Genomic DNA, 23555 nt, shown 5'->3' with positions numbered 1-23555 from the left:
CGATGTGGAAACTGATCAAACCGCGTGGCGGCAACTTGTGGCTGTGGCAACTCGGCCTGCTGGTGCTGCTGTTTGTGTTCTGGCACGTGATGACGGTGCCCGGGCTGATCCCGCCCATGATGTTCGACAACGACCGTCAGGCCGCGTTCTTTTTTGGCGAGCCGCTCAAGATGGCGGACCGCATCTGGGTCTGGTTTGTGACCGATGCCGATATCTACCAGCACCTGGCGGTGACGCTGGCCGAAACCCTCATGGCATTTGCCATTGGCTCCGGACTGGGTCTGGCCGGCGGCTTGTGGCTGGCGCTGAGCCCCATGGCGTCCGCCATTCTGGAGCCCTACATCAAAGCCATGAACGCCATGCCGCGCATCATCCTGGCGCCAATTTTCTCGGTCTGGTTCGGGCTGGGCATGGGCTCCAAGGTGGCGCTGGGCGTGACGCTGGTGTTTTTTATCGTATTTTTCAACGTCTACCAAGGCGTTAAAGAAGTCAGCCCGGTGGTGCTGGCCAATGCGCGCATGCTGGGGGCCGACAAACGCCAGCTACTGCGCCATGTTTACCTGCCCAGTGCCACCAGCTGGGTGTTCAGCTCGCTGCACACCTCGGTTGGCCTGGCCTTCGTCGGTGCGGTGGTCGGTGAATACCTGGGCTCAAGCCAGGGCGTGGGTTATCTGATCTTGCAGGCCGAGGGCAGCTTTGATATCAACACCGTGATGGCCGGCATTGTGGTGCTGACCGTGTTCGCCCTGGCACTGGACAGCCTGGTCGGGCGCATTGAGTCGCACCTGATGAAATGGCAGCCGCGCAGCGGCGAAACTGAAAAGCTCTGATCCCAATGGGTCAGTGATGCGACGAGAGTGGCTTCAGGCGGTGTCTTGATGTGGCACCTGTGCCGGGTGAATACAGACCATTTCAAGTGCTGGAAAGCCGACGGGATGACGATGCGGACGCTGGCATGATTTCAGTGCGCCGCAGCAGCCGCGATCACCTGCGCCACTGCCGCCGTGAGCTTTTTGGCGTAGGGCACGTGCAAGAATTCATTGGGGCCGTGGGCATTGCTCTTGGGGCCAAGGACGCCACAAACCATCATTTGTGCTTTCGGGAAACCCAAGGACAACATGTTCATCAGGGGAATGGTGCCACCCTGGCCGATGTAGCCGCAAGGCGCGCCAAAGCAGCTTTGTGAGGCGGTATTCACGGCGCGCTCAAACCAGGGCGCGCTACCTGGCGCGTTCCAGCCGGTGGCACCAGCGCCATGCTCAAAAGTCACTTTCGCCTGGTACGGGGCATTGTCCTCAAGCAGCGCCTTGAGGTCTTGCACCGCCTGTGCCGCATCGATCAACGGCGGCAAACGCAGACTGATTTTGAAGGCCGTGTAGGGACGCAGCACATTGCCCGCATTTTGCAAGCTGGGCAGGCCATCGGCACCGGTCACACTCAGGGTTGGCATCCAGGTGCGGTTCATCAGTGCCTGCAGCGGATCGGTGGTGGTGGGCAAGGTGAGCTGGGTGGAGCCACCGCAGTCGGCATGGGCCCAAGGAAACCGCTTGTAAATCTCATCACCGAGAATCGCCGCCGTCGCCCGGGCCTGGGCGATGCGCTCGGGCGGCACCTCACAATGAAACTGGGCAGGCAACAGGCGACCGGTGACACTGTCTTCCAGGCGGTCAAACACCTGGCGCATGATGCGAAAACTCGACGGTACCAAACCGCTGGCATCGCCCGAGTGCACGCCTTCGGTGAGTACTTCGACCTTGAGCACACCAGTCACATTGCCGCGCAGGCTGTTGGTGAGCCACAGTTGGTCGTAGTTGCCGGCCCCCGAGTCCAGGCACACCACCAGACCCACATCACCCAGCCGGGAACTGAGTGCGTCAATGTAGGCCGGCAGGTCGTGTGAGCCGCTTTCTTCGCTGGTTTCAATCAGTCCGACGATGCGCGGGTGTGCGGCACCCTGCGCCTGCACCGCTTGCACTGCGGCAACAGCCGCATACACCGCATAACCGTCATCCGCCCCGCCTCGACCATAGAGTTTGCCGTCCTGGTATTTGGGCGTCCACGGCCCCAGGTCGCTGCGCCAGCCGCTGAACTCGGGCTGTTTATCCAGGTGGCCATACATCAGAACAGTTGACGATGATGCGCCTTCAACGCTCTCTGATAAAAGGTTGGCAGCTCTGTTTTCCGTAACACCAGAACTGGCCGGAATTTCAAAAAAGAGCACTGGCGTGCGCCCGGGCAGGCGGATGACTTCGAGGGTGAGACCGGCCACCTGCTGCGCTTGCACCCAATTTGCCGCATTGCGTACCACGGCGTCGATGTAGCCATGCTGCGCCCAGTCGGGGTCAAACATGGGAGACTTGGCAGGTACCGCAATGTAGTCGGTGAGCTGGCGCACAATGTCGTTGTCCCACTTGGTGCTGACGTGCTGCAAGGCGTGTGGAGTATTCAAAATGACTTGGGAAAGTGGCGCGTTCATGCAGGGCTCCGGGGCAATGGCGTAGGTCGGGAATGATGCCACGATTGTGATCAGGCTGCAGTGGTGTCAGCATCGGGAAATGCCGGGTTACAGTCGGAGCGGGCGGGCTCCCGTTTTGAGCCAAATTTTATGAAAAATATGCCTATAGCGCATATTTCATAAGGATTTTGTGCTATTTTTATTGAATGTCTTAACCACCGGATTCACCATGGACTCGACCGAACTGAACCAGCAATTTGCCGTGCCCGGCCAACTGCATTTTGAAGACTGTGGCCCGGGCTTGCCGGTGGCCCATATCAGCACCACCCTGGCCAGCGCCCGCATTGCTTTGTATGGTGCCCATTTGCTGAGCTGGCAACCGGCAGGGCAGCAGCCCGTGATCTGGCTCTCCCAGGCGGCAATTTTTGAGAGCGGCAAACCGATACGGGGTGGTGTACCGGTGTGCTGGCCTTGGTTTGGCGCGGTACCTGACCAACCAGCCCATGGTTTTGTACGCACACGGCTGTGGCAACTGCGCCACGCAGCGCCGGACGCCGCCGGCCAGATGGTGCTGCGTCTGGGCATCCGCGACGACAGCTCTACCCGTGCCCTTTGGGACCATGCCTTTGATCTTGAACTGACGGTGACCGTGGGCAGCACCCTCACGCTGGCTCTCACCACCCACAACACCGGTGCCACAGCGTTGGACATTACGCAGGCGCTACACACTTATTTTTGCACCGGCGACATCACTCGCACGCAGGTGCTGGGACTGGAAGGTTGCAGTTATCTGGACAAGGTGCGCGGCATGGCGACCGGTCAGCAAAATGGCGCGCTGCAGTTTGTCGGGGAAACCGACCGTGTGTACATCGATACCCGCGCCGAGTGCCAGATTATTGACCCCACCCTGCGGCGCAGCGTGTCGATCGCCAAATCAGGCAGCGCCTCCACCGTCGTCTGGAATCCCTGGAGCGAGCGGGAAAAGAGTTTTGCTGACATGGCCGTGGGTGAGTATCAGCAGATGTTGTGCGTGGAGACCTGCAACGCCGGGCCAGACCGGATCACGCTGGCACCGGGTGCGGTGCACACGCTGCGCGCTGTTGTGTCGGCGGATGCCCTGAACGTTTGATCCAGACGACCTGGCCCGTCATGACAGATCGTCTGCCTGGGTCCGTCGTCTTGCTGGTTGCCGCGGCACGGTTGCCCCAGCGCTGGTGCAGGTCGCAGTGGCGATTTTTCTCTGAAAGCAAAAACAAGTTCTAAACAGGAAAAATATAGGACGATTGCGGCGTCAAATACAGACCTACCCGACTCGACGTGAATCTATGACAGAAGACACGCTTGCAACCCAAGCACCTTGCGCGCCCAAGGTGCTGCCGAACCCATGGGTCGGCGATATCTGGGGGGGCTTGGCGGCAATGCTGGTGGCCTTGCCCTCGGCCATCGCCTTTGGCGTGACGATTTTCGCGCCACTCGGTGGCACACTGGCGGCGCAAGGTGCCATGGCAGGCATCCTCGGGGCCAGCGCATTGGGCATTGTGGCGCCGATTCTTGGCGGTAGCCAGCGTCTGATCAGTTCACCCTGTGCGCCCGCTGCGGCAGTACTGTCGGCCCTGGCAATTACCTTCACCCAGCAGGAGATAGCAGCGCCGACGGTGGTTCTGATGCTGGGCTTGATTGGGCTGTTGGCGGGCGGGATTCAAATTGCACTGGGGCTGGTGGGGGTAGGACGACTGATCAAGTTCATTCCGTTTCCGGTGGTCAGCGGCTACCTCAGCGGCGTCGGACTGATCATCATTGGCAGCCAGATTCCCAAATGGTTGGGGGCCCCGGCTGGCACCGACTGGATGACCGCGTTGATGTGGCCTGGCGTCTGGGTGTGGCAAAGCATGGTGGTGGGTGTGGTCGTGATGGCCACCATGTTGATCACGCCCCGGATCACGCAGGCCGTGCCGGCTGCCATTGTGGCGCTGCTGGCCGGGGTGGGCTGCTACCTGCTGCTGGGACTGGCCAATCCAGCCTTGCTCAGCACGGTCAACAACCCCTTGCTGATTGGCGCACTAGGGGTCGGCGATGTCAGCCTGGTCGATGGTGCACGCGAACAATGGCTGGCACTCCGCGGCCTGGGGATGGATGCCGTGGTTAAAGTGCTGGTGCCAGCGCTCACCCTGGCAGTATTGCTGTCGATTGACACACTGAAAACCTGTGTGGTCATGGATGCCATGACCAGCACGAGCCACGACTCCAACCGTGAACTGGTCGGGCAGGGCTTGGGCAACATCACCTCGGCCCTCATTGGCGGCATTCCGGGCGCGGGCACCATGGGCGCGTCGGTAGTCAACCTCAGCAGCGGCGGCACCACAAGGCGCAGCGGCTTGCTGGCTGGCGTCTTCGCGCTGATGGCGTTCTTGCTGCTGTCACCATTGATCGCCTGGGTGCCAGTGGCGGCGCTGGCGGCGATTTTGATCGTGATTGGTCTGCGCATGATCGATCGACACAGCCTGCAATTTTTTTACAGTCCGGCCACCCGGCTCGATTTCATGGTGATCCTGGCGGTGATTCTGGTGGCCTTGTTTGGCAATCTGATTGCGGCCTCTGGCGTGGGTGTGGCACTGGCTATTTTGCTGTTCATCCGCGAGCAAACCAAAAGCTCGGTGATTCGCAGCCGCATTGAGGGCGATCAGTTGTTTGCAAAAAACTCACGTTTTGGCAAGGACCTGGAGTCCGCCAGCCCCGAACTTCTGTCGATGGTGGTGTTCGAGTTGCAGGGTAGCCTGTTTTTTGGCACCGCAAACCAGTTGCATCAGGCGCTGGAGCCTGAAACCGCCAACCATAAGTATGTCATTTTGAGCATGCGACGGGTGCAGTCGCTTGACGTGACAGCCACACATGTACTCGAGCAGATCAAGGACCGGCTTGAGGAGCACAACGGTTACCTGGTGTTTTGCGACATCCCCAAAGGTCTGCCCAGCGGGTTAAAAATGAAACGTTTCCTGAAAGACACCGGGGTGGTACGGCGCACCAACAAAGCATTTGCCTTTCACGATCTCGACGAGGCACTGGAATGGGTCGAGGCGCAGCAGGCCCAAACCATGGAGCAAGTGGCAGCCGAGGCTGATCCGCTGGACTTAGGCGATATACCCTTACTGGCAGAGCAGCCTCCCGACGCTTTGGCGGCCCTGGGCGCCGTGGTCGAACAGCGCAGCATCAAGGCTGGCAAGAAAGTCTTCAAGGCTGGCGTCGCTGACAGCGATCTGTTCATCGTGCGTCGTGGCCTGGTGAAGATCAGCCTGCCACTGCACAAGAAGGAGAACTACCACCTGTCCACCGCGGGGCGCGGCAGCATCATTGGTGCCATGGGATTTATGGACTTGGAAGGCCACTCTGGCAATGCAGTAGCACTTACCGACACCGAGGTTTATGCGCTGTCACGGGCGGCCTTCAACACCCTGGCCGAACAGCACAGTGCCATTGCCCTGGTGATCTTGCAGGCCGTGGCACGCAATTTGTCCAACCGGCTGCATATCACCATTGCCGAACTGCAGGCGCTGCGCGGCTGACGAACCCGCATTCTTCATCTCGTGATGGCGTGTTCGAGCACAAAGTTCGCAATAGAGACCACATCGGACAAATTCAGCACTCGAATCGAGCGGTGTGAGATGGCCTGATCACTGGCGAGTGCCACAATGCCTGGCCACTGCGGCCAAAGCGTTGGCTTGCCAACCACATCACGCCAGACTTCGAGCTTGGGGAAATCTCCACCCTTGAAACCCTCAATCAGGACCAGGTCGCAGTGCTGCATGCGGTCCAGCAAATAGTCCAGCGAGGGTTCGGTCGCACCGCGCAACTCGTGCATCAAGGCCCAACGGTCGTTGCCCAGCAACAGAACTTCTTTGCAGCCCGACTCGCGCAGGCGGTAAGAGTCCTTGCCAGGACGGTCAACATCGATATTCTTGTGACTGTGTTTGATCAGTGATACCACATGTCCACGGGCGGCGATTTCCGGCACCAGTCGCTCCAGCAAGGTGGTTTTGCCCATGCCGGAATGACCGGCGATTCCAAAAATCTTCATTGGTGTGCTTGGCTTGCCAAAGAACTGCTGGGGTTGGTGCGCTGGCGCTGTATCTGGTCCCACACCGATAGAAGCTTATCCATCGCTGCTGGCAGATGCTGCTCCAAGGCGACGAGCTGAGGTTCAACGCGCGCCTGATCTTTGGCCAGGGCAGCCAACTCCAGCGCAGCGGCCAGTGTCGCAAACGACCGCATACCGATGGTCGACGCCGAGCTTTTAATGCGATGCGCCGCACGTACCACACGGGTCAAATTGCCAAGTGCCGCCTCGCGGCGTGCCTGGGTCAAGGTGGTGGGCACGGTGTTGACAAACAGCGCCACGATTTGTTTTGCCATGTCCATGCCAAGCTCCATCGCATGGTGTTCCAGTACCGCAGCGTCAACCTCAGATCCAGGCTGATCGGTCGCATTGGACAATACAGACTGTCCGGTGATGCTGGCACGGCCGTCATCGTCCGGGCGCAGCACAGCACGCAACGTTGCCTCCAGTCGCTCGGGGCGATAAGGTTTGCCCAGAAAGGCTTGCGCTCCGGCCGTCAAGCTGTCTTGAATGTCGTCTTTGGTTACCAAAGCCGAAACCACCACCACCGGGATGCTTGCCAGCGAGACGTCGTGATGTGAGCGAATGCGTCGGATAGTTTCCAGCCCGCTCAAACCGGGCAAGTTGAGGTCCATCAGGATAAGGTCAAAACGATGGTGCTCCAGCATCGCCAGCGCCTGATTGCCCGAGTTCACCGCGCAGACGCGATGCCCGGACTTTTCCAGCAACCCGCAGGCTACGACCCGGTTGATCTCGTTGTCTTCAACCACCAGGACGTTGAGAAACAAATGACGTGCATCCGCGTGATCCAGAGGAACCTGATCGCCGCTTTCAGAAGGTATCAACGGCACCCTGAACCAGAACCGACTGCCAACATTGACTTGGCTTTCGAATCCGATGTCACCACCCAACGCGGTCACGAGCTTGCGACAAATCGCCAGGCCCAAGCCGGTTCCGCCAAAGCGACGCGACACCGATGGATCAGCCTGCGCGAAGGCGCTAAACAGATGGGTCTGACCACTTTCCGAGATGCCGATGCCACTGTCCCAAACTGAAAAACTCAGCCACGACCCGTCCTGTTCAGCCACCACCTGAATTGCGCCTGACTCCGTGAACTTGACCGCGTTGCTCACCAGATTGAGCAAGATCTGACGTAGCTTGTTAAAGTCGCCGCGCAGCGTTGCAGAGAGCGCCGGCGCCACCGCAGCTTGCAAATCAAGACCCTTGGCCGCCGCTGCGGGCACCATCAAGGTCATCACGTCACCCATGAGCGAAGCCACGCTAAAGTCGATGTCCTCCACCTCCAGCACTCCGGCTTCGATCTTGGAATAGTCCAGGATGTCGGCGATCAGCGACGAGAGAATTTCACCAGAGGTCGCGATGGTATTGACATAACTGCTTTGCCGGCCGTCCAGCGGGGTGTCGCGCAACAGGGCCGTCATGCCCACAATGCCATTGATGGGGGTGCGAATCTCATGGCTAATGGAGGCGAGAAACGCGGATTTGGTCCGGTTGGCCTGCTCAGCCAACTGCAAGGCGTGTTTGTAGTCGGTGACATCGTTGAAGATCAGCACGTTGCCAGCGAACTTCTCGCTGACATCGAGCATGGTCTGTGACTTGACTTCAAAGCAGCGCAGACCCATCGAAGTGTCGAGCATGTGCTCTGCACTCTGACCGGTCAAAGTGCCCAGCGCACCTTCCAGCAATGGCAGATGGTTGGCACCGTAGTAGCCGGCACCCGGCACCGCCGAGCCGCCAAAAAGTTCTGCCGCTGCACGGTTGGTGTTGTCGATTTGCCCAGATTTGTCCAGCAGCACCACCGGATCTTTGAGGCTTTCAAAGATGGTCAGGTACTTGTTCTTTTCATGCGTCAGTGCGCGGTTCTTCTCGCGCGCTTCGAGCACCAGCTCACTCTCATTCTGGGAAGCCCATTCGCTGCAAAATCCGATTTCCACGCGGTCGAAAAAGCGGTTCACAAACTCCCGGTAACGCGGCACCCGCTCAGCCGGCAGTTCGCCAAGCTCCAGCAGGTCCAGATACGACTGTCGGTAATATTTCATCAGCCCCAGGAACAAGCCCAGGGTGATCCCGCGCGAGCGGTGGCGCCTGGCCGCGTCAATACCAAAAGCCGTGATGGATTCTTCGGCATACTCGCCCGCCACCAACTGAGGTGGCTCACTGTAATGCGCCAGCGCTTTGATCAACGGGCCAGACAAACCGCAAATAGAGGCTCGCCACGCCTCGGCCAGGGTCGAGGTAAATGGCGTATAGCCATACAGCTTGGCGTAAGCGATGGTCTTGTCGACCAGCCAGTCCTCACGCCGGGAAATCAGGTCGCTCAACTGCTGCATGATGTTCCCATGAAAATCTGATTAACTGGCAGCGACATTCTCACGACGAAAACAAACAACTTGGCCGGACCGTCGTCGCCCTGCCCCAGGCAACTCCGGTCCGCAAAAGCACACCAATATCAGGCAGCGCCCTTCGGTGCCACAAAAACGCTGGTCTTTGGCGCCGCACCGGCATATTTCTCAACGTTGCCCACTGCCGTGTGCCCACAATTACCCTGCCCCAGTTTGGAAGTCCCCATATCAACCGTCAGCACATTGACATCGCCATAGCGGTCCAGGCTGCCCGGCTTGCCCGGCTCAGCCGGATCGTACCAGCCGCCTTCGCTGACCCGCACCACGCCGGGACGGATCGCATTGGTCACATTGGCACCGGCCAGAATCTGGCCCCGGTCGTTGAACACCCGAACCACGTCGCCTGTTTTGATGCCACGTGCTTTGGCATCTTCTGTGTTGATCATGCAGGGTTCGCGCCCGGCAATGGCATAAGTGTCACGCATGACGGTGCCGCACAACTGTGAATGCAGCCGGCCTTTGGAGTGGCTGGTGGCAATGTGCAGCGGGTGCTTGGTCTTGGGGCCACCGAGTCGCTCGACCGGCTCCATCCAGGTCGGGTGTGCGGGGCAGTCGTCGTAAGCCATCTTCTCGATGTTCTTTGAGTAGATCTCGATCTTGCCGCTGGGGGTGCCCAACGGGTTAAGCAGCGGGTCTTCGCGGAACTTGCCATGGCGCACAAAGGTTTTGGATGCTGCGGGAATGGCAAACTCAACCACGCCGGCACCGTTCCAGAATGCATCAAAAGCGGGCATGTCGATCTTCTTGGCCTTGGCCTGAGTGAGGGCGGCCTCGTAGAACGAGCGAATCCAGTCCATTTCGGACTTGCCTTCGGTGAACTCTTTCTCCTTGCCCAACCGCTTGGCTATTGCCGCAAAAATGTCATAGTCATTGCGAGCTTCAAACATCGGCTCGATTACTTTTTTCATAGCCAGAATGGCGCGCATCGAGTAGTCGCCCACATGCTCAATGTCGTTGCGTTCATACGATGTGGTGGCCGGCAGCACGATATCAGCGTGGCGCGCGGTGGCAGTCCACTGGAAGTCCTGCACGATGAAGGTTTCCAACTTCTGGAACGCCTTGACCATGCGGTTGCGGTCCTGCTGATGGCCAAACGGATTGCCGCCGACCCAATAGGCCATCTTGACATCCGGATAGTTGGCGCTCTTGCCATTGAAGTCAAAGGGTTTGCCTGGGTTGAGCAGCATGTCCACCACCCGCGCACATGGAATGGTGGCAGCACCTGCCGAGGTCAGCCAGGCTGCGCCCGCCACAGCTTTGCCACCGTCGGTGATGCCAGGCATCACCGGACTATCGGCACTGGGTGAGCCGCCGTTGGCATAGTGGTAGCTCAAACCAAAACCGCCACCGGGCAAGCCGATCTGTCCGAGCATCGAGGCCAACGTGACCAGCATCCAGTGTGCCTGCTCGCCGTGGTGCTGGCGTTGGATCGACCAGCCACTGGCCAGCATGGTGCGGTTTTTGGCAAAACGTTTGGCCAGATCCTTGATGGTGGCCGCTGGAATGCCACAAATGACCGCTGCCCATTCAGCAGTCTTGGGCGTTTTGTCAGTTTCGCCCATCAGGTAAGGCAGAAACTTGTCAAAGCCGGTGGTATAGGTGGACAGGAACTTGGTGTCGTGTAGCTTTTCAGCCACCAGGGTGTGGGCGATTCCCAGCATCAAGGCCACATCGGTCTGTGGTTTGGGTGCCAGCCATTCTGCGTTGAGGTAGGTACAGGTTTCGGTTTTTTCTGGGTCAATGCAAATCACCTTCTTGCCAGCAGCCTTGAGAGCTTTGAGGCCGGCATAGCCGTCGTGGTCGGCAATGCTCCAGGCGATCTGGTTGGTCAGCATCGGGTTGGCACCCCAGAACACCACCAGCTCAGAACTTTCCACCACCACCGGCCAAACGGTTTGTTGTTCGTACACCTCCAGCGTGCCGACCACATGTGGCATCACCACTTGGGATGCGCCCGTGGAAAAGTCGCCCGAGCTGTTCACAAAACCGCCCTTGAGGTTCATCATGCGGCGCAACAGGTTCTGGCAGTTGTGCAACTTGCCCGGGCTCTTCCAGCCATAAGAGCCGGCGAAGGTGGCCGCTGGCCCATAGGTTTTCTCGATGCGACCGAGTTCCTTGGTGACCAGATCGAGTGCCTGATCCCAGGTGACACGCACAAAATCGCCACTGCCACGGCTGCCTGGATCGGCACCTGGGCCTTTTTCAAGGTAGGCGCGCCGCACCATCGGGTATTTGATGCGGCTGGCCGAGTACACCGAATCGACCACACCTTTGAGCTGGGCGCTGGGGAACAGGTCTTTCTCCCAGGGGGTATAGCTAACGATGCGCCCACCTTCAACCTTGGCACGAAATGCCCCCCAATGCGACCCGGTCAGCACCGTGCCAGACTGCGGGACTGCGGCAGCAGCGCCAAAAGACAACAGCGATGCACCCGTCATACCCATCGCACCGGCGGCGCCAGTGGCCTCCAGGAAAGTGCGACGAGAGAAGCGCGCGGGGACTCTGGGGGTGGATGATTCGGACATTTTGTTTCCTTTTTCAAGTGGATCAATCTTGGTCACCGCCAGCAGGGAACTCAAATCACAACAGGGGCGGCGGCCTGTTGTGATCAGTCTAGGAGCGTCAAGTGAACAGCATTGCCGAAGCTGGTAAGCAACACACCAACAACTTGTGAACAAGTTGTGAACGTGACCTCACGCCATCTCTTGCAGGGTTCCGTCCAGGTAGGCCAAGTCCTGCTCCAGCACCCGCAACAGCACACTGGCAAGACCGGCGTAAAAGCCCTGGTCATCGACTTCAATGACGCGTTGCGCGAAGGCCGGCAACCAGCACAAAAGTTGTCCAGCGAGAAAGTCCGCCTGTTCCTGTTGTAGATGGATCAGGTTGCTGGCTGGGTCTTCAGCCACCTCAGCAAACCGCAGTGCCAACTGGGCCATGACCTCAAGCTGGATCGACAGGTGATCTGAGGGCTCTTTCACCTTATCCTGCAACCTTAGTCGATGCTGGCGCAGCACACGCTCCATTTCCGCGGTGGCCTGCTGGCATAACAAGCCACCGGCGCTGCTGTAAACAGAACGGTACGGTGGCGCAACTTCGTACGCACCGACACCCAAAAACAGTCGGCCATAGGCTGTACCCAGAGTGGACGCCACCATTGCAGGTGTGTCGGTTGTCAGCACCTCGAACATGGCCGCAACACCCGAGCCCGTGTCTTGAGTTGCCGCAAGAGCCTGCAACAAATGCTGCGCTTTCCCGTCACACATGTCCACAATGTCGCTGACGGTGGGTGGTGCAAAAAAAGCCATGGAAAACCAGTGGTACAGGGCCGCCCGATTGACTGAGATCTGACTCAAAGAACAATCAGCCATGGTGTTTCCCCCCGGTATCTTTGGCGTTGAATTGCAGGTATTTCTGCAAGAAGCGGTATTCCTCATCGTCAATCGAGATAAAACGCTTCATCGCATTGAGCCCCCCGATCACCTGGTTTGCCAGCGAATGATCGGTTGGTGGCAGGTTGTGGCAGGTACCACAGCTGCTGCGGTACAGCTCGGCACCGTAGGCTGACAAGCCGGCCTGGTCGGTACTCAGATCCGCTTTGGCCACCCAGGCTTGCAGCGACACCTGCGACCAGACCAGCCCGGTGTCGGGGTCTTCAGCAGGTTGGCCGCTTTGAACCTTGGTGATCAGGCTTTCACCCAATGCAGCATTGAGGATGCGTTGGCCTTTGAGCGCATAGATCACCCGCTCGGCGCCTTGTTGTTGCCAACCTTCCAGCTTCAGTAGCGCCCATGCACCATTGAGTTCCATCACGGTGGCTTGAGAGAGGGCCAACAACTTGCCGTCACCTGGTGCGCCGGGTGCCGCACTGGCGACCTCCACAAACAGTGGGCTGGTGCGCAGGGAGTTCACCACGTCGCCCTTGCTGAGTTTGCTGCCGGTTGCAGCGTTGCTGATGTCCTTGAACATTGAGCGATAGCCTTGGCTCAGGTCAGGCATTTTGTGGGCGATGCCTTTGTGGCACGAAATGCAGGTTTCCCCCGCCGCCATGCCTTTTCTCATCCGTTCGGCATCTTCTGGCTTCTTCATTTTGTGGAAGTCAAATGCGTCATTGGAATGACAGTTGCGGCATTCACGTGAATCAGTGGACTCCATGTCAGCCCACACGCGCCTTGCCATGGTCAGCCGTTGTGCTTCGAACTTCTCGGGCGTGTCGATCGTGCCAACCAGTGCGTGATACAGCTCGGTTGTGGCTGCCAACTTTCGAACGACTTTGGGTCCCCACTGTTTGGGCACATGGCAGTCTGGGCAAGTCGCCCGCACGCCGGAGGCATTCTTGTAATGAACAGTGGTGGTGTACTCCTTATAGACGGTGTCACGCATCTGGTGACAGGAGATACAGAACGCCTCGGTGTTGGTCATTTCCAGCACCGTATGAAAGCCGCCCCAAAACACAACCCCGCCCAAGCCTCCAACGACCAGCAAAAGCGCCAGTCCGTACCTGGGCCGGATCGACTTCAGCCAGGACCCTATGTTTTTCATCATCAAAATCTCCTGCTTGGTACAACGACGCAACGAGTGACGTCACAAATACAAGCGTAGGCAGGCGATGTGAATGGGGTTCGCGGCAGAGTTGAACGTCACGGCTCAAGTTGTAAACAGGAGGTAAACAAGTGGCTATGATGCTCGCTTGACCATCAACCCTCGCGCATTACTTCATGCTTTCCAATAGCCACATCCTGATCGTTGAAGACGATCCGGTCGCCAGCACGACACTGGCGGCCTACATCTGCAAAGAGGGTTACAAGGTCAGCACCGCACCCGATGGCGCAACCATGCGCGATCTCTTCGCCAAGGGTGATGTGGATTTGATTCTGCTGGACATCAACCTGCCCGACGAAGACGGTTTTTCGCTGCTGCGCGAGATTCGTCGTCAATCCGAGGTCGGGGTGATCATGGTCACCGGCAAGGGCGAAGACATCGACCGGATCGTGGCGCTGGAGCTCGGTGCCGATGACTATGTGGTCAAGCCCTTCAACACCCGCGAACTGTTTGCCCGGACGAAAAATCTGCTGCGACGCACCCTGTCGGCGCGCCTGGTGCAAAAGGACGAACCGGTCAAACGTTTTGGCGGCTGGTCACTGAACATTCCGCGCCGCACCTTGACGTCACCGGCCGGGGCCGATGTGCGCCTGACGCGCTTTGAGTTTGAATTGCTGGCCACCCTGAGCAAAAACCCGGGTCGCGTGCTGAGCCGTGACAGCCTGATTGACCATGTCAGCGGCCGTGACCGCGCGCCCAGCGACCGCACCATCGATGTGCTGATCGGGCGACTGCGGCGCAAGATGGAACCTGCCCCCAACGACCCACGCCTGATTGTGACGGTGCAGGGTGTGGGCTATGTGCTGGCGGTTTGACCGCAAGACGATCTCATTCAGGCTTTGCCCAGGGTGGGGTAATCGGTATATCCCTTGGCACCACCACCGTAATAGGTATTGCGATCGCCCACGTTCCAAGGCTTGTTGCGGCGCAAACGCTCCACCAAATCAGGGTTGGCAATGAAGGGACGGCCAAAAGCCACCAGATCAGCGCCCTGCTTGAGCGCGTCTTCGGCCAGCACTTTGTCCAGCCCATTGTTGACCATCCAGGCGCCTTTGCCTCCGGCAGCGCGGTAGGCGCGGCGTAGACCCACATAGTCAAATGGCCGATCTGGCAGCTCGCGGGCACCTCCGGTGGCACCCTCAATGATGTGGATGTAGGCCAGATTGAACTCGGCCAACTCGCGCACCACATAGTCAAAAAGTGGTTGCGGATCAGGGTCAAATGCATCGTTGGCCGGCGTGACCGGTGACAAACGGATGCCGGTGCGACCTCCGCCAATGGCACCGGTGACGGCGCGCACCACCTCCAGCAGCAGTCTGGCACGGTTTTCAATGCTGCCACCAAAGTCATCGCGACGCTGATTCGAGCCACTCTTCAGGAACTGGTCCAGCAAGTATCCGTTGGCGGCATGGATTTCAACACCGTCAAAACCCGCGGTCTCCACCGCGTTGCGCGCCGCCGCCTGGTAGGTGTGCACGATATCGGGTAGTTCATAAGCCTGCAAGGCGCGCGGCTCCGAAGTGTCAACAAAACTGGGGACACCGTCCTGAATCAGCACAGTTTTGGTCTTTGCGGTGATCGCCGAAGGTGCAACCGGTTTGCCGCCATTGGGCTGCAAGCTGGTATGGGAAACGCGGCCCACGTGCCAGAGCTGCACCACGATCTTGCCGCCAACTGCGTGTACAGCTTTGGTGACTTGCTTCCAGCCATCAATCTGCTCGGTGCCATAAAGTCCCGGCACATCGGCATAACCTTGACCTTGTTGGCTGATGGCGGTGGCCTCGGTGATCAGCAGACCGGCGTTGGCGCGTTGAGCGTAGTACTGCGCCATCAGGGATGTCGGGATGGCGTCCGGCGCGCGGTTGCGGGTCAGCGGCGCCATCACAACGCGGTTGGCGAGAGACATGTCACCAATGCGAACCGGATCAAACAGGGTGAAAGTGGAATGCGGCATGGTAATTTATTGTTGTTTAAGGAAAGTGTAGATTGGGGCGCAATGACAAATCCGTAGGCCCTCCCTGCGAACACTCAGCATGAGCGCGACAACTTATAGACCGAGGTACCCGCCAGCAAGTTGGGCAACAGACGCACCGTCTCGCCGTCCTGAATGCCAAAACTGTCCAGCACCTTCAGTCCACTGGCAGCGGCCAGGATTCCCAGATCGGCATGGGTGCCGACCCGGATGTTGGGGGTGTCATACCATTGATAAGGTAGGCGGCGCGTCACCGGCATCCGGCCGTTGAGCACGCTCAGGCGATTGGGCCAGTGGGCAAAGTTGGGAAAGGCCACAATACCCAGGCGCCCAACGCGCACGGTCTCACGCAGCATGACCTCGGCGTTGCGCAGGTGCTGCAAAGTGTCGATCTGCAACACCACGTCAAACGAGGCATCCTCAAACATCGACAAACCTTCATCCAGATTGAGCTGAATCACGTTGACGCCGCGCTTGACACAGGCCAGCACATTGGCATCGTCAATCTCGATTCCGTAACCGCTGCATTGGCGGGTCTGCTGCAAATAAGCAAGCATGGCCCCATCGCCGCAACCCAAGTCAAGCACGCGTGAGCCAGGCGGCACCAGAGCGGCCAGTGTCTGCTGAATCAGGAGATCACTCATGTGTCACCTCTATACTCTCAAAATAAGAGCGAACAACTCCTGTATATCTTGCGTCATCAAGCAAAAAAGCATCATGACCGTGGGGCGCACTGATTTCGGCGTAACTCACGTCGCGCTGGTTGTCGAGCAGTGCCTTGACCATCTCACGACTGCGCTGTGGTGAGAAGCGCCAGTCAGTGGTGAAACTTACCAGCAGGAACTTGGCGCGGGCGCGACCCAAGGCCAGGCTCAGGTTGCCGCCATAAGCGCGTGCCGGGTCAAAATAGTCCAGCGCGCGCGTGATGAGCAGATAGGTGTTGGCATCAAAGTACTCGGCGAATTTGTCGCCTTGATGTCGCAGGTAGCTCTCAATCTGAAACTCAATCTCCTGAGTGCTGTATTTGTAACTGCCTGCGTCCATCGTCGTGCCGGTATTCTCGGCTTGAGCCAGCACCGCATCACGCAGTTGTCGGCCAAACTTCTCGTTCATCACGTCGTCACTCAGGTAGGTGATGTGCCCGATCATGCGGGCGATACGCAAGCCGCGCTTGGGAACCACACCGTACTGATAAAAATGACCCTCATGAAAATCCGGGTCGGTGACGATGGCGCGACGCGCCACTTCATTGAAAGCGATGTTCTCTGCCGTCAAATTGGGGGCGCTGGCAATCACCAGCGCGTGGCGCACGCGCTCGGGGTATTGAAGCGTCCAGCTCAATGCCTGCATACCACCCAGGCTGCCACCCATCACGGCGGCCAAGCGCTCGATCCCCAGCGCATCCAGCAGCCGCGCCTGTGCGTTGACCCAGTCTTCCACGGTGATCACCGGAAAATCGGCACCATACACGCGCCCGGTGTCCGGGTTGAGGTGCATCGGGCCAGTGGAGCCAAAACACGAACCCAGGTTATTGGTGCCAATGACAAAAAAACGGTTGGTATCGAGCGGTTTACCCGGCCCGATCATGTTGTCCCACCAGCCTTCGCTCTTAGGTTGATCAGGGTAAACACCGGCCACATGGTGCGAGGCGTTCAAGGCGTGGCAGATCAGCACCACATTGGATCTGGCTGCGTTCAGTGTGCCGTAGGTTTCAAAACTCAGGTCATAGTCGCGCAGGCTGGCACCGCTTTGAAGGGGCAGCGCGGCATCAAAGTGCATGGACTGGGGCGAGGCGATCATCATGGCATGGACTGGCAACAAAAAACCCGGTGACGCTAAAGGCATGACCGGGTTGGCTGGCATCTTTAGCAGGACTTGTTATGCGCCCGCAATTCTGTCAAATCGGCGCGCTGTCAGTATAGCAACCGGCGGCTATCATGCGCCAAACACCCAATGAAACCATGCCCCGCTTTGCCGCCAACCTGAACTTTCTATTTACCGAAGTACCGTTTTTGCAGCGCTTTGAGCGCGCTGCAAAGGCGGGATTCACGGCAGTCGAGCTGTTTCTGCCTTACGCCTGGCCGATCGAGACGATCCGGGCACAGCTTGACACCTGGCACCTGACCGCGGTACTGCAGAACCTGCCAGCAGGTGATTGGGACGCCGGAGACCGCGGTCTGGCATGCCTGCCAGGGCGCGTGGATGAGTTCCAGGCCAGCGTTCGCCTGGGCATCGCCTATGCCACCGCGCTGGGAGTTGGCCGGATCAACTGTCTGGCTGGCATTGCACCAGCGGCCTCACCGGATGCGCTGGTACGCAAGACCTTGGTGCGCAATCTGCAATTTGCGGCAGCGGCTTTTAAGCAGGCGGGACTGCAATTGATGCTTGAACCCATCAACCGCTTTGACATGCCAGGTTATTGCATCAACCACAGTGCTTACGCACTGGATGTTCTTGACGAAGTGGGCGCTGACAACGCATTTCTGCAATATGACATCTACCACGCGCAGCGCATGGAAGGTGAACTGGCCGCCACACTGCAAAGACACCTGGCGCGCATTGGCCACATCCAACTGGCAGACAACCCCGGGCGACATGAACCCGGCACTGGCGAGATCAATTTCACCTTTTTATTGCAGCACCTCGATCGCCTGGGCTACCCCGGCTGGATCGGCTGCGAATATCGACCGTCCGGTCAGACCGAAGCCGGTCTGGGCTGGATGCAATCGCTCCCAACGCCTGCCAAATCCTGAATCGGTCAGAATCCGGGCTGCAGCGTCCACTTTGGCGCGATTCTTGCTTTATGTTGGTGCGTTTTTGGGGTGAGCTCCTGAAACGCACCAATAAGCAGCAATTTAACCCAAGAGGATTTTCATGGAAGCACTCAAACAGGGCGCCGATGCCCTGTTCATTCTGCTCGGCGGCATCATGGTGCTGGCGATGCACGCCGGTTTTGCGTTTCTTGAGCTGGGCACCGTACGACGGAAGAACCAGGTCAATGCATTGGTCAAGATTCTGGTGGATTTCTCCGTCTCGACCGTGGTGTATTTCATGGTCGGCTACGGTGTGGCCTATGGCACCCATTTTTTTGTTGGTGCAGAACAGCTCGCCGCCAAAAATGGCTATGACCTGGTCAAGTTCTTCTTTTTGTTGACCTTTGCCGCCGCCATCCCGGCGATCATTTCAGGCGGCATTGCAGAACGTGCCCGTTTCTGGCCCCAACTGATTGCCACGGCGGTAGTCGTCGGGTTTATCTACCCGTTCTTTGAAGGCATTGCTTGGAACCAGCACTTTGGCGTGCAGGCGTGGCTCAAGGACCTGACCGGTGCCGAGTTTCACGACTTTGCCGGCAGCGTGGTAGTGCATGCGGTAGGCGGCTGGATTGCACTTCCCGCGGTGATACTGTTGGGCGCGCGCGCCAATCGTTACCGCAAGGACGGCGGCATATCGGCGCACCCGCCGTCAAGCATTCCGTTCCTGGCTTTGGGGGCCTGGATTCTTACCGTGGGCTGGTTTGGCTTTAACGTGATGAGCGCCCAAACACTCGACAGAATCTCTGGCCTGGTCGCGGTCAATTCGCTGATGGCGATGGTGGGCGGCACCCTGGCTGCCCTGGTGCTAGGCAAAAACGATCCCGGTTTTGTGCACAACGGGCCACTGGCCGGCCTGGTGGCCGTGTGCGCAGGCTCAGACCTGATGCACCCGTTGGGCGCGCTGATTGTGGGTGCCGTGGCCGGTGCCTTGTTCGTCAGCATGTTCACGCTGACTCAAAATCGCTGGAAGATTGACGATGTGCTTGGCGTCTGGCCCTTACACGGCCTGTGTGGCACCTGGGGCGGTATTGCGGCAGGCATCTTTGGCAACCAGGCGCTGGGCGGGCTGGGCGGTGTGAGTTTTGGCGCGCAACTGATCGGCACGTTCATCGGCGTGGTCTGGGCTGCATTGGGTGGACTGCTGGTTTACGGTGCCATCAAAGCCATCAGTGGCCTGCGCCTGAGCCAGGAGGAGGAATACGACGGTGCCGACCTGTCAATTCACAAGATCAGCGCTACTCCTGAACGCGAAGTCAATTGGTAATGTGAGCTTTTACGGATCATCAGCCTGCCCGGGTCGATCGCTTCATCTGCGCGGCAACACCAGGCTTGCCGCCAGGCCACCCTGCGGCCGGTTGGTCAGCAATAGTGCACCGTTGTGCAACAGGGCAATGTCTTTCACGATTGACAGGCCCAATCCGACGCCCTCACCCGGCTGGCTGCGCGCGCCGTCGATTCGGAAATAGGGTTCTGTCACCTGAGTCATGTTTTCCGGGGCGATACCTGGCCCCTGGTCCTCAACCGTAATTTTCAGTTCTGACGCGTTGTCTTCGATCTGGATGTTGGCACCGTGGCCGTACTTGAAGGCGTTGTCAATCAGGTTTTGCAGCGCCCGGCGCAACGCAGACAATCTGCCATGAAACGCCGTGGTGGCTCGCCCGTGGATCTGGATGTTGCGCCCCAGCACCTGGGCATCCTCGACCATGCTGCCCAACAGCGCGTTGATGTCGATGGCACGTACCAACTCATGGGTCTGCAGGCCACGTAGATAGTCCAGCGTCGAGTCAATCATGGCGGCCATGGCTTCGAGGTCGGCGGCCATCTGGTCACGCAGGGTCTCATCATCGATCAGCTCGGTACGCAGTCGCAGACGTGTCAGTGGCGTGCGCAGATCATGCGACACCGCTGCCAGGGCGCGCGCACGTTCGCTGACCAGTCTTTTCATTTTGGCTTGCATGCGGTTAAACGCCTGCGCGGCGCTTCGGGACTCGATCGGTCCGTCTTCCTCCAGGGGCGGCGCGTCCAGATCACGACCCAAGGTGTCGGCCGCTCGTGCCAGTTGTTGTAACGGACGGGTGGTCTGCCGTACCGCCAGCAAAACCACCGCCCCCACCAACACCAGGCTGATCAGCAATTGAAAGATCAACGTGTTCGACAGTGCCGGCGTGGCCGCATCACCGTCGTGCCCCATGGTGATGCGCACCCATTGACCATCGACCAGGCGGATATCGACGCTGCGCCTGAGGTTGCCGTGCTGCAAACCCGCTCCCAGGCCCTTTCCCATGCCTGGCCCCATACCTGCTCCGGGACCACCACTGGCGCGAATCTCGCGTTGCGCACCCATTCGCTCTTGCAGAATGGTTTGAAAAGTGGTTGGTGGTGCGTTGGGAAGTACCCGATCAGCCGAAATCAATTCCAACCGCAAGCCGCCATATTGCAGTGCTGGCAGCGCCGCATCCCGTTGTGCCGGCACACTCGCCTCCAGCAGGCGAACGGCCTCGGAAATGCGATCCACCCAATTCAGGCCACGCGCCTGGTTAACCACTGCAGCACGTTCACCCCATTGCAACCATAGGCTGACCCCTTGCGCCACCAGCAAACCAGCCAACAAAATCAGCGCCATGCGGGCGTACAAGCTCGATGACCAACCACGCCATGTCAGTCGCTTGCTTAAGGTCATGTGCTTCGTGCCTCCACGCTGGCGGCCAGCACATAGCCTTCACCGCGCACCGTCTTGATCAGTTGTGGCTCGCGGCTGTCGTCGTGCAGGCGCTGGCGCAGACGGCTCACCTGCACATCAATGGCGCGATCATAGGCTTCGGCCTCGCGGCCATGAATCATCTCAATCAACTGGTCACGCGTGACCACCCGGTTGGGGTGCTCCAGCAGAATTCGCAGCAGCCGGAATTCGCCGCCTGAGAGTGGTGTGGCCACAGCGTCTGGGGAGGTCAGCAAACGCTCAGCCGTGTCAAGGCTCCAGCCGGCAAAACAAAGGTATCGTACCGGCTCGGGCTTGAGATTGGGTGGCAGGGCGCGGGTGCGACGCAAGATGGATTTGATGCGCGCCAGCAACTCGCGCGGGTTAAAGGGCTTGACCAGATAATCGTCCGCGCCCATCTCAATTCCCACAATGCGGTCGGTTTCCTCGCCACGGGCGGTCAGCATGATCACTGGCAAGCCGGATTTGGCGCGCAGGTCGCGGCACAGCGTCAACCCATCGGTGTCAGGCAGCATCAGGTCCAGCACCAGCAAATCCACCGCGTGACGCTCCAGCATTTGCCACATTTCCCTGCCATCGCGGGCAGCCACGGCCTCAAAGCCATTGCGCGTCAGGTAGTCCACCAGCAGGCGGCGGATTTCGGGCTCATCATCGACGATCAGGATGCAGTCTTTGGTGTCCATGCGGGTCACTTTTTATGCCAATAGTGCAAGCCTACAGCCGTGCCTGATGCCGGGGTAGCCATCAGAGCACCGAGTTTTGTAACGCACTGTAACGCAAGGCCCCCGCGCAACACCACGATGCAAAACAGCCTCCGGTTGCAACACGGCGTTGACACAAGTGCGCTTCAATAGCACCCAGGGATGCAGGCAGAACCTGCACTCCATAACAGGTCAACTACAGGAGTTTCATGATGAAAAGCCCATCCACTTTCAAAACGATCGCGATCGCCACCACACTGGCCGCTGCATTGTCGACATCGGTTCTGGCACAAAGCGCACCCGCTGCCCCTGGCATGGGCATGGGACCAGGTGCTGGTCAAATGGGACCGGGTGGAGGCGGCCTGCGGGGCATGCGGTTTGACAAAACCAATACCCCCGGCTGGACCCTGATGACGGCCGAAGAACGCACCGCCAACCAGACCAAAATGCGCGCCGTCAAAAGCTATGACGAATGCAAAGTCGTGCAGGCCGAGCAACACGCCGCCATGCAGGCGCGCGCCAAGGAAAAAGGTGTCACCCTGAATGCACCTCGACAAAACGCCTGTGACCGGATGAAAGCCCGTGGCTTCATCAAGTAAACCGATGGATGAACAGGGCGCCGGACCATTCAGACTGCGCGCCATGACTGGGCGTGGTTTCTGAGCCAATCTGTTGCCGTCTGGACGTCACCCAGCTGCAAAGGGTGAAAACCTGGGCGAAAGTAAGCCAACAGCGGCCTGATCATTTCCCATGCGACACCTTGGCGCCCGGCGACAAACCGGATGGCAGAGGTCCAGGTGGAAAGTTTGAAAAACGTGCCATCACGCCACAGGTTGTTGCAGGTTTGAAGCACGATGTCTACGGCAAATTCAATGCTGACATAAAGATACCAGGTCACCCGAAATCCCTGCCCGCCGTTCAGGGCACGGTACATGTCAAAGGCAACACATTTGTGCTCGGTTTCTTCAGCCGCATGCCAACGCCACAGGGTCAGCATCATGGGCTCTGCCTGATAGAAAAGATCGCAAGCCTGATTTTGACGCCTGAGCACCAGGTCGCCAAAAATGGCCGTGTAGTGTTCGTACGCGGCTGTAATGGCGAGGTCATGCAGATAGCCCCGATCCAGCCCCAGGGCCTGGCGAACGTTGCGCAGTCGCTCAATCCGTCGTTGCGCCCGTGGTCCCCAATGGTTGCGCAATCCGTTTTGCTCCAGGCAGTCGTTGCAAATGCCATGCAGTCGTCGATGGGTTGCCTCCTGCCCGATGAACCCTTTGGCCAGTTCACGTAACGACTGGTTCTGGTCATCATTGGGCAGTCGCGTCAAACCATTGCGGACAGCGTCTATAAAGAACTGTTCACCCACCGGAAAACTCATTGAAAGGGCATTGGCAAAGGCAGTTTTAAAAGCGTCGCCGCCATTCCAGTGACGACCAAAGCCGCTTTTCAAATCAACGAGAAGCTGACGAATCTGCAGTTCGGGAGTGGGATTGGGCGGCTGAACAGTCATGGGGCGAATGCACCTGCACGGTGGATGGATCGGGATTATTCATGGTTCGACGTTTTGTGCAACGCCCAAAACCCATGCCATACTTGAACTCATGCAGTGTATTTCCTATCCGTTCTAGCGATGCGCTTCAGCCTTGTCCAATGAGGTATGAGCCTGAACAGGGCACTGTATTTCCACGCAGGAATGAGCCTGAAGCCGTAATTTGAGGTGAATTGGCGAGTGGGTTGATCATCCCGAGATGGTGATCAACATGGA

19 protein-coding genes are annotated in these 23555 nt (G+C 58.7%); 7 read left to right on the top strand and 12 right to left on the bottom strand.

Annotated elements, in window-relative coordinates; all coding sequences use genetic code 11:
* Window positions 1-2: 2 nt before the first annotated feature.
* Complete coding sequence (locus KBF66_RS10545; protein WP_296656146.1) at window positions 3-830, top strand: ABC transporter permease; 828 nt, start codon at window positions 3-5, stop codon at window positions 828-830.
* A gap of 131 nt (window positions 831-961) precedes the next feature.
* Here KBF66_RS10545 and KBF66_RS10540 read toward each other — a convergent pair whose 3' ends face one another.
* Complete coding sequence (locus KBF66_RS10540) at window positions 962-2476, bottom strand: M20/M25/M40 family metallo-hydrolase (protein ID WP_296656144.1); 1515 nt, start codon at window positions 2474-2476, stop codon at window positions 962-964.
* A gap of 208 nt (window positions 2477-2684) precedes the next feature.
* Here KBF66_RS10540 and KBF66_RS10535 point away from each other — a divergent pair, with 208 nt between their 5' ends.
* Both KBF66_RS10535 and KBF66_RS10530 read left to right on the top strand, forming a co-directional pair.
* Complete coding sequence (locus KBF66_RS10535) at window positions 2685-3584, top strand: D-hexose-6-phosphate mutarotase (RefSeq protein ID WP_296656142.1); 900 nt, start codon at window positions 2685-2687, stop codon at window positions 3582-3584.
* 196 nt (window positions 3585-3780) lie between these two features.
* Complete coding sequence (locus KBF66_RS10530; protein WP_296656140.1) at window positions 3781-6015, top strand: SulP family inorganic anion transporter; 2235 nt, start codon at window positions 3781-3783, stop codon at window positions 6013-6015.
* Window positions 6016-6029: 14 nt separating this feature from the next.
* On the opposite strand, the gene mobB is transcribed toward KBF66_RS10530, so the two are convergent.
* The 5 genes from mobB to KBF66_RS10505 all read right to left on the bottom strand — a co-directional run bounded on the left by mobB (window position 6030) and on the right by KBF66_RS10505 (window position 13531).
* Window positions 6030-6527, bottom strand: a complete 498-nt coding sequence (mobB, locus tag KBF66_RS10525; RefSeq protein ID WP_296656134.1) for a molybdopterin-guanine dinucleotide biosynthesis protein B — start codon at window positions 6525-6527, stop codon at window positions 6030-6032.
* A complete protein-coding gene (locus tag KBF66_RS10520; protein ID WP_296656129.1) occupies window positions 6524-8917 on the bottom strand; it encodes an ATP-binding protein in 2394 nt (797 codons plus the stop codon). Before KBF66_RS10520 ends, mobB begins: the two co-directional genes overlap by 4 nt.
* A 119-nt stretch (window positions 8918-9036) precedes the next feature.
* Window positions 9037-11514 carry a trimethylamine-N-oxide reductase TorA gene (gene torA, locus KBF66_RS10515; RefSeq protein WP_296656127.1) on the bottom strand — a complete coding sequence of 826 codons (2478 nt, stop codon included), beginning with the start codon at window positions 11512-11514 and terminating at the stop codon, window positions 9037-9039.
* A gap of 168 nt (window positions 11515-11682) precedes the next feature.
* Window positions 11683-12357 (bottom strand): molecular chaperone TorD family protein, encoded by a 675-nt coding sequence (locus tag KBF66_RS10510; RefSeq protein WP_296656126.1) that lies wholly within the window; start codon window positions 12355-12357, stop codon window positions 11683-11685.
* Entirely contained in the window at window positions 12350-13531 is a 1182-nt protein-coding gene (locus KBF66_RS10505; protein ID WP_296656124.1) for a NapC/NirT family cytochrome c, read from the bottom strand. The genes KBF66_RS10510 and KBF66_RS10505 overlap by 8 nt, the downstream gene beginning before the upstream one ends.
* Window positions 13532-13704: 173 nt before the next feature.
* Here KBF66_RS10505 and KBF66_RS10500 point away from each other — a divergent pair, with 173 nt between their 5' ends.
* Window positions 13705-14403 (top strand): response regulator, encoded by a 699-nt coding sequence (locus KBF66_RS10500; protein ID WP_296656123.1) that lies wholly within the window; start codon window positions 13705-13707, stop codon window positions 14401-14403.
* A 17-nt stretch (window positions 14404-14420) separates the two neighbouring features.
* Here the strand turns inward: KBF66_RS10500 and KBF66_RS10495 are convergent, their stop codons facing one another.
* The 3 genes from KBF66_RS10495 to KBF66_RS10485 form a co-directional block, all read right to left on the bottom strand.
* Entirely contained in the window at window positions 14421-15542 is a 1122-nt protein-coding gene (locus KBF66_RS10495) for an alkene reductase (protein WP_296656121.1), read from the bottom strand.
* 74 nt (window positions 15543-15616) lie between these two features.
* The gene (gene metW, locus KBF66_RS10490) at window positions 15617-16204 is read right to left on the bottom strand and encodes a methionine biosynthesis protein MetW (RefSeq protein ID WP_296656120.1); all 588 of its coding nucleotides are present in this window, start codon (window positions 16202-16204) and stop codon (window positions 15617-15619) included.
* Entirely contained in the window at window positions 16197-17363 is a 1167-nt protein-coding gene (locus KBF66_RS10485; RefSeq protein WP_296656183.1) for a homoserine O-acetyltransferase, read from the bottom strand. The genes metW and KBF66_RS10485 overlap by 8 nt, the downstream gene beginning before the upstream one ends.
* Window positions 17364-17521: 158 nt before the next feature.
* Here KBF66_RS10485 and hyi point away from each other — a divergent pair, with 158 nt between their 5' ends.
* Both hyi and KBF66_RS10475 read left to right on the top strand, forming a co-directional pair.
* The gene (gene hyi / locus KBF66_RS10480) at window positions 17522-18313 is read left to right on the top strand and encodes a hydroxypyruvate isomerase (protein ID WP_296656180.1); all 792 of its coding nucleotides are present in this window, start codon (window positions 17522-17524) and stop codon (window positions 18311-18313) included.
* A 121-nt stretch (window positions 18314-18434) separates the two neighbouring features.
* Entirely contained in the window at window positions 18435-19637 is a 1203-nt protein-coding gene (locus KBF66_RS10475) for an ammonium transporter (protein ID WP_296656118.1), read from the top strand.
* Window positions 19638-19679: 42 nt separating this feature from the next.
* Here the strand turns inward: KBF66_RS10475 and KBF66_RS10470 are convergent, their stop codons facing one another.
* Together KBF66_RS10470 and KBF66_RS10465 are read right to left on the bottom strand one after the other, a co-directional pair.
* Entirely contained in the window at window positions 19680-21053 is a 1374-nt protein-coding gene (locus KBF66_RS10470) for an ATP-binding protein (RefSeq protein WP_296656116.1), read from the bottom strand.
* Window positions 21050-21775, bottom strand: coding sequence for a response regulator (locus tag KBF66_RS10465; RefSeq protein ID WP_296656113.1), 726 nt, complete (start codon window positions 21773-21775; stop codon window positions 21050-21052). The genes KBF66_RS10470 and KBF66_RS10465 overlap by 4 nt, the downstream gene beginning before the upstream one ends.
* A 230-nt stretch (window positions 21776-22005) precedes the next feature.
* On the opposite strand from KBF66_RS10465, the gene KBF66_RS10460 reads away from it, so the two are divergent.
* Complete coding sequence (locus KBF66_RS10460; RefSeq protein ID WP_296656109.1) at window positions 22006-22392, top strand: hypothetical protein; 387 nt, start codon at window positions 22006-22008, stop codon at window positions 22390-22392.
* A gap of 29 nt (window positions 22393-22421) precedes the next feature.
* Here the strand turns inward: KBF66_RS10460 and KBF66_RS10455 are convergent, their stop codons facing one another.
* The gene (locus KBF66_RS10455; RefSeq protein WP_296656106.1) at window positions 22422-23300 is read right to left on the bottom strand and encodes a metal-dependent hydrolase; all 879 of its coding nucleotides are present in this window, start codon (window positions 23298-23300) and stop codon (window positions 22422-22424) included.
* Window positions 23301-23555: the final 255 nt, after the last annotated feature.

The sequence above is a fragment of the Rhodoferax sp. genome, assembly GCF_018063565.1.
Classification (GTDB): domain Bacteria; phylum Pseudomonadota; class Gammaproteobacteria; order Burkholderiales; family Burkholderiaceae_C; genus Rhodoferax.
Note: the sequence above shows the minus strand (reverse complement) of the source record. Positions and strands in the feature narration are given on the sequence as shown.

Bases quoted from the DNA above. Each gene is read 5' to 3' on its own strand.
- KBF66_RS10535 (WP_296656142.1), top strand. From the start codon at position 2,685: ATGGACTCGACCGAACTGAACCAGCAATTTGCCGTGCCCGGCCAACTG.
- KBF66_RS10460 (WP_296656109.1), top strand. From the start codon at position 22,006: ATGAAAAGCCCATCCACTTTCAAAACGATCGCGATCGCCACCACACTG.
- KBF66_RS10545 (WP_296656146.1), top strand. From the start codon at position 3: ATGTGGAAACTGATCAAACCGCGTGGCGGCAACTTGTGGCTGTGGCAA.
- metW (WP_296656120.1), bottom strand. From the start codon at position 16,204: ATGAGTGATCTCCTGATTCAGCAGACACTGGCCGCTCTGGTGCCGCCT.
- KBF66_RS10475 (WP_296656118.1), top strand. From the start codon at position 18,435: ATGGAAGCACTCAAACAGGGCGCCGATGCCCTGTTCATTCTGCTCGGC.
- KBF66_RS10495 (WP_296656121.1), bottom strand. From the start codon at position 15,542: ATGCCGCATTCCACTTTCACCCTGTTTGATCCGGTTCGCATTGGTGAC.
- KBF66_RS10540 (WP_296656144.1), bottom strand. From the start codon at position 2,476: ATGAACGCGCCACTTTCCCAAGTCATTTTGAATACTCCACACGCCTTG.
- hyi (WP_296656180.1), top strand. From the start codon at position 17,522: ATGCCCCGCTTTGCCGCCAACCTGAACTTTCTATTTACCGAAGTACCG.
- KBF66_RS10485 (WP_296656183.1), bottom strand. From the start codon at position 17,363: ATGATGATCGCCTCGCCCCAGTCCATGCACTTTGATGCCGCGCTGCCC.
- KBF66_RS10510 (WP_296656126.1), bottom strand. From the start codon at position 12,357: ATGGCTGATTGTTCTTTGAGTCAGATCTCAGTCAATCGGGCGGCCCTG.
- KBF66_RS10455 (WP_296656106.1), bottom strand. From the start codon at position 23,300: ATGACTGTTCAGCCGCCCAATCCCACTCCCGAACTGCAGATTCGTCAG.
- KBF66_RS10465 (WP_296656113.1), bottom strand. From the start codon at position 21,775: ATGGACACCAAAGACTGCATCCTGATCGTCGATGATGAGCCCGAAATC.
- KBF66_RS10505 (WP_296656124.1), bottom strand. From the start codon at position 13,531: ATGATGAAAAACATAGGGTCCTGGCTGAAGTCGATCCGGCCCAGGTAC.
- torA (WP_296656127.1), bottom strand. From the start codon at position 11,514: ATGTCCGAATCATCCACCCCCAGAGTCCCCGCGCGCTTCTCTCGTCGC.
- KBF66_RS10500 (WP_296656123.1), top strand. From the start codon at position 13,705: ATGCTTTCCAATAGCCACATCCTGATCGTTGAAGACGATCCGGTCGCC.
- mobB (WP_296656134.1), bottom strand. From the start codon at position 6,527: ATGAAGATTTTTGGAATCGCCGGTCATTCCGGCATGGGCAAAACCACC.
- KBF66_RS10530 (WP_296656140.1), top strand. From the start codon at position 3,781: ATGACAGAAGACACGCTTGCAACCCAAGCACCTTGCGCGCCCAAGGTG.
- KBF66_RS10520 (WP_296656129.1), bottom strand. From the start codon at position 8,917: ATGCAGCAGTTGAGCGACCTGATTTCCCGGCGTGAGGACTGGCTGGTC.
- KBF66_RS10470 (WP_296656116.1), bottom strand. From the start codon at position 21,053: ATGACCTTAAGCAAGCGACTGACATGGCGTGGTTGGTCATCGAGCTTG.